Here is a 5,824-nt window from a genome sequence, read left to right on the forward strand (position 1 = left end):
TTTATATTCTTCGGTTAATGTTTCTTTTACGGCTTCTTTTACCGTATCTTTTACGGCTTCACTTACTATCCTTTCAATATTGCCTACAAGAGTGTCATGAAGCCGTTCCATTGCATCTTCAGGGGATAAACCAGTGTCCTTTCTTGTTTTTACCATAATAAATCAGACTCTCCTCAGGCGTTGCTTTCCTTGCTGTTATTATACGGATTTTTTCGCTACGCTACGTATAAACAGTAAATATAACATCCTTGAATTTTCCCAAAATTTGCCATCGATCTTCTAATCCGCTGTGAGTTATATCATACTGCACTATTCTAAAAGGATCATCAAATATACGCTTGATTGTCTCCATATCAAGACCATGTTTTTCGGCTATTAGCCGTTCTTTTTCAGAATACCACTCAAATTCAAGCATAATTTGATACTAATAATATAGCACTTAATTTCTTCATAGTCAATTTCTTAAAGATGTATACCAAATAATTGTCTAAGAAAAAATATTTCTATTACATAAAAGCCGGGTACACGCAAAGCCCTTCCGATGATTAGTGGCGCGGCATTGTTGTGTAGCCACTACACGATGTATGCCCAAAGAAGTTATTCAGTACAGTCAGGGCAAGCTGGAGTTTTCTCTTTGGTAAAACTCCCAAGCCTATACGCTACATATGGGGCTGGTCGGGAGTCAAGGTACACTAGTAGTCAGTAACATCTAAAACTTTACAAAACATTATTCTCAAATTTTCTCTCGCAAAGACGCAGAGGACGCAAAGGACGCGAAGTTCCTGTTCGATGCCTCATTATTGATCAATATATATAATTTTAACAACAAATCTTGAAGGAAAAACGACGATCCTACGAACAACAACCTTTGCGCCTCTGCGCCTTTGCGAGAGGTCTTTTTGTAAATATTTAGCTGTTACAGACTACTAGGTTAAGAGTTCACACAAAGATCACAAAGAAGAGGGAAGAGGAGGTTTCTGTCCGAAGGCTAAGCGTGAGCTTTACGATAAGATAACGGACAAAAACCCCTAATCCCTCTTTGTGATCTTTGTACCTTTGTGTTCTTTGTGTGAAATTCTTCGTATTAATTTAAAGCGTAACAATTTTCTGTGCGATTAATTTTGCTAAATAGAAACGTGAATCTAAATTGGCGGAGGCGTTGGTATCAAGGAATGTTTGAAACTCGGCGGAAAATGATTCGGGCAGAATAGGCAGTTCGCATACTTGTTTAAAATATGCGCGGTGAGACGGCTCAAAACGCCTATTAATGCAAAAAAGAGTGAGGCACGCGTTTTTAATAAAGCCCGCCGACGCGATAAGATAGTGAAACTTGTCGTTCTGAAAACAGGCGGCTCCCAAGTCTGACAGAAAATGTTCCATCTTTAACTGAATATTGTTTCTCATCTCTACCCAGAATTGTTCGCCTATTTTTTCCAGTTTTTTTCTGACATCGTGTATCCACTTGGAACGTGAAAAAACAATTTCGCAGTTCGCGAGACGGTAAAAACTGTAAGTTCCAGAGTCTTTAATAAACCACAGGGATTCATGTTTGGAACAGGCAATATTAACAAGCTCGTCAATTTTTTTTGTCTTTTTGAATTCAAGCCGGACGGGAATATCGCCTATTAGAAAACGGTCTTTTTCGTGAATCCCGGCGCTTTCAAAAGCGGCGACATCATCGCCGTATAAACGGCAGCGGACTTCAGCCTTTGGAATGGGAGCGTTATAAAATACGTCAAGAATCAGGGCAAAATACGGATCCAGAGTATCAGCCATAGCCGCTTCATTCAGGGTAATACATTCCACGCCCTTCCATGATGAAAGGATTCCGGTAAATCTGTCAACTAATAACTTGGTCTTATATTTCATGGCTCCCCTCCAAATAATAGTATAGATCCTTAAAAACGCGTATACTATGTGCCTAAGAGTATATCACGGGATAATAATTATGAAAACTGAGAAAAAGCGGCGCAAACAAACATTTCTGGTTCTTGTCCCACATAGAGATGTGAGGGGTGAATTTCGAAAATATGGCGATTTAATGGTTAAAGCGGGGCTTACGGACGTTTATTCTTTTCCATATGTAGCGCCCGTGGCTTCTCTTTCGCGGGCGTTAAGCGCGGGAGAATTAAAACAAATTGCCAATTCCCTGCGTAAAAACATCGGGAGCGGGAAAATATCAACCGAGGGGGACGCTGTTACCGCTTTTCCATGCGATGATAAAAACTTAACTCTCAGCGGACCATGTTTGAATATTTCCATCCCGCAGAATGTATTTGAAAGCGGAATAAAAAAAATAAACGCTCTTTTTTCTCCGCTTGTGATAGGCTGCTTTCTGACAAAAGATAACAAAAAACTTATTTCTTTACCGGAAATTAAACGTGAAAAATTGGCGTTTAGGGCGGCGGCAGTCGCCAATATGTACTGGCAGACTTTAGAAGTTAATGGCGAAATTTACTATAAGTGGAAAATAGGCAAACTTTACTGGCTGCCGCGTCCGCAAAAGGGTTTACAAAAAACGGAAATGTGCAATAATAAAATTTATGAAGGGCAAAAAACGCCATGAATTTATTTGGAGAGTGGTTGGGAATCTTTGCCGTCGCGGATGGGCGAATAAATTTAATTTTAAGTATGACAATATAGAGACGGAACATTCTCCTTATATCGTGGTCGCAAACCATTTAACCAATTGGGATCCAATTCTTATCGGATTAAGTTTCCGTAAATTAATGTACTATGTCGCGTCCGACCATCTTCTGCGAATGGGATTAATCAGCAAACTTTTAGAATTTGCCATGGCTCCAATAGCGAGGGTTAAGACCGCGCAAGAAACGCAAACTGTCATTTCAATATTCAGGCGGCTTAAAGAAAAATGCAACATTTGTATTTTTGTTGAAGGTTCAACTTCATTTGACGGCGTAACAGGCGAAGTGCAGCCCTCTATCGGCAAATTGATAAAAAGGGCGGGAGTCGCCCTTGTAACGTACAAATTTACAGGCTCTTATTTAACCTTCCCCAGATGGGCGCGTTTTGTACATAAAGGAAAAATGGAAGGGCGGCTCGTCCAAATTTACAGCCCACAAAAAATAGCGTCAATGACGGAAGAAGAAATTTATAAGGCGATATTAAAAGATATTTATTTAGACGCCTATGAAGAACAGGAAAAAAATCCCATTATTTATAAAGGGAAAAAACCGGCTGAGTATCTTGAAACAGTACTGTACTGCTGCCCTAAATGCAAAAAATTTGGAACGCTAAAAAGCCGCGGCGATCTTCTCTCCTGCGCCTGCGGTTTTAATACGCGTTACAATGAATATTGTTATTTTGAAATACCCGGCGGCAAAGACGCTCCCCCTTTTAAAACCGTCAAGGATTGGATTAAATGGGAACGTGATGAAGTCCGCGCTTTAATCGCGAAAGAAACAGGCGCGGACGTTCCATTAATTGCGGATGAAGGCCAATATCTGTATGAAATTAAAAAAGCGGGATATAACACATTAATCGCAAAAGGAAAACTATGTTTATACAAAGACAGACTGTCGGTAATCGCGAAAACGGGGCAGGTAACGGATTTCCCGCTTAAAGAAATAATAGATATCGGAATTATTACAAGGCAGACGATTATTTTCTCTACAGAACATAGAGTTTTTGAGATTCACAGCAAGTTCCCAAGAAGCGCGTTAAAATATATGGATATGATTAATACGATAAAAACATATAAAAAGGAGGAGTAAAACATGGATTTTACAATGGACAATGTGGCTCTATGGGATTTTATTTTGCAAATGGGCGTACTTGCGACAATCATGGTTTTGGCAAATATCATACGCCGAAAGATTCCGTTCATCAGGAAAATGCTGATGCCGACGGCGGTAATAGCGGGTTTTCTGGCCCTTGCTTTACGCGCGACGGGCGTTATCCGCTTGAACACAGGCCTAATGGAGATGGTGACATACCACACGATAGCCATTGGGTTTATCGCGCTATCGCTGATGATTCCAAGAAAGGAAAAAAATTATTCAAAAGCTTTTACAGGTTCAAAATCTGGAGCGTTAATTGTCAGCGTATATCTTTTACAGGGGGTATTAGGGCTTGCGGTTTCCTTAGGGCTCGCGTATACCTTAAAGCCCGATATGTTTAAGGCGGCGGGCATTCTTCTGCCCTTGGGTTTTGGACAGGGGCCTGGGCAGGCGAATAATATCGGTTCAACTTATGAATACCAGTGGGGCTTTGTCGGAGGACATTCTTTCGCTTTAAGCATCGCGGCGATGGGTTTTGTCGTAGCCTGCACGTTTGGCGTAATTTATCTTAACATTCTTAGGAATAAGGGCGTATTAAAAAGAGTTAATGACAGGGAAACTTCAAAAGAAACGTTTATAGTGCAGGATTTCCAGGACGAAAATGAAATACCGGTTTCAGAATCAATTGATAAACTGTCGCTCCAAGTCGCCTTTGTGTTTATGGTATATTTAGTGACATGGGGGCTTGCAGTATTTCTTACAAAAACATTAAGGGCGACCGGAAGCAATTTCGCCATGAGCTTAATTCCGCTTATCTGGGGTTTTAATTTTATATTTGGCTCATTATTCGCGGTAGCGTTACGCGGCATAATCAGATTGGGAAGCAAACTTGGCTGGGTGACCCGTCAATATCAGAACAACTACCTGCTGTCGCGCATTTCTGGTTACGCGTTTGATCTTATGATAGTCTGCGGCATCTGCACAATCAATTTTGAAAAACTCGCTGGGCTATGGATTCCCTTTGTTCTTATGTGCCTGCTAGGGACTTTTGGCACGTTATTTTACCTTAAATGGATATGCAAAAAAATATATCCCGATTATTATTATGAGGGTTTCATGTCCATGTACGGAATGATGACGGGCGTAATCAGTTCCGGCATCCTTCTGTTACGCGAAATTGATCCGAAATTTGAAACGCCTGCGGCGACTAATCTTGTGCTTGGAAGTTCTTTTGGAATAGGCTTTGGCGTCCCAATGCTCATCTTTATCGGCATGGCTCCAAAATCGGATAAATTGGCGTTTATAACATTAATTTGTTGTATTGTGTACTTTTTCCTGTTATTGGCCTATTTGCTCTTTCTTAAAGAGAAAAAGCAAAAGTCTTAAAATAACTTTACAAGCCATGTGCTGAGCCAGGGCAGATATGTAACAAGAAGCACTACCACTAAACGGACTAGCAGGAAGGGAGAAACATAACTGCATATTTGCATAAACGGCTTATCAAAGCGGTAACTTGCAAGGAAAAGATTCATCCCGACCGGAGGAGTAAGGAACCCCGCTTCAAGATTTACAATAAAAATTATTCCAAGATGCACGGGATCGATGCCATAGGCGTATCCAAGAGGGACAATTAACGGAAGGAAAACAAGTATCGCGGAAAATATGTCCATTATGCAGCCAAGCACAAGCAAGGCAAGATTCAACAGCAGCAGAAAAACATATTTTGATTGAACGGCGCTTTGCATCCATAAAGAAAAACTTTCAGGAATGCCGGAGTCGATAAACGAGTAAGATAAGGCTTTTGCCATCGCTAAAATCGCCAGAATCCCGCCGATTATGGGAACAGCTTTAAGAAAAACTTTTGGGATATCCTTAAATAAAATATCTTTCTTAATAAAAACTTCTACAATTATCACATATATAACCGATACCGCGCTTACCTCTATCAAAGAAAGAATTCCAGAAAAATACCCTGACACTAAAATTATGGGCAATAAAATTTCAAAAAAAGATTCTTTTAGCGAATGTAACGCGTTCCTGCCGTTAAATTTTTCAGTTGGAATTATTACTTTTGAAGAAAGAAC

6 protein-coding genes are annotated in these 5,824 nt (G+C 40.3%); 3 read left to right on the top strand and 3 right to left on the bottom strand.

The features are described 5' to 3' along the window. Positions 1-220: 220 nt before the first annotated feature. Entirely contained in the window at positions 221-415 is a 195-nt protein-coding gene (locus tag ACYVRA_RS05335; RefSeq protein ID WP_461251716.1) for a BrnT family toxin, read from the bottom strand. 674 nt (positions 416-1,089) lie between these two features. Further along, a complete protein-coding gene (locus tag ACYVRA_RS05340; protein WP_461251717.1) occupies positions 1,090-1,869 on the bottom strand; it encodes a DUF4037 domain-containing protein in 780 nt (259 codons plus the stop codon). A gap of 79 nt (positions 1,870-1,948) precedes the next feature. Between ACYVRA_RS05340 and ACYVRA_RS05345 the strand changes: the two genes are divergently transcribed. From ACYVRA_RS05345 to ACYVRA_RS05355, 3 genes are read left to right on the top strand one after another with little or no spacing between them, the layout of a single operon-like run. Next, positions 1,949-2,566 carry a hypothetical protein gene (locus ACYVRA_RS05345; protein ID WP_461251718.1) on the top strand — a complete coding sequence of 206 codons (618 nt, stop codon included), beginning with the start codon at positions 1,949-1,951 and terminating at the stop codon, positions 2,564-2,566. Next, complete coding sequence (locus tag ACYVRA_RS05350; protein WP_461251719.1) at positions 2,544-3,734, top strand: lysophospholipid acyltransferase family protein; 1,191 nt, start codon at positions 2,544-2,546, stop codon at positions 3,732-3,734. Before ACYVRA_RS05345 ends, ACYVRA_RS05350 begins: the two co-directional genes overlap by 23 nt. Before the next feature lie 3 nt (positions 3,735-3,737). Further along, entirely contained in the window at positions 3,738-5,126 is a 1,389-nt protein-coding gene (locus ACYVRA_RS05355; protein WP_461251720.1) for a sodium/glutamate symporter family protein, read from the top strand. Here the strand turns inward: ACYVRA_RS05355 and ACYVRA_RS05360 are convergent. Further along, a partial coding sequence (locus ACYVRA_RS05360; RefSeq protein ID WP_461251721.1) for a TRAP transporter large permease subunit occupies positions 5,123-5,824 on the bottom strand: 702 nt, incomplete at its 5' end. The two genes, ACYVRA_RS05355 and ACYVRA_RS05360, sit on opposite strands and share 4 nt — an antisense overlap.

The organism is Treponema sp. R8-4-B8 (assembly GCF_054786175.1).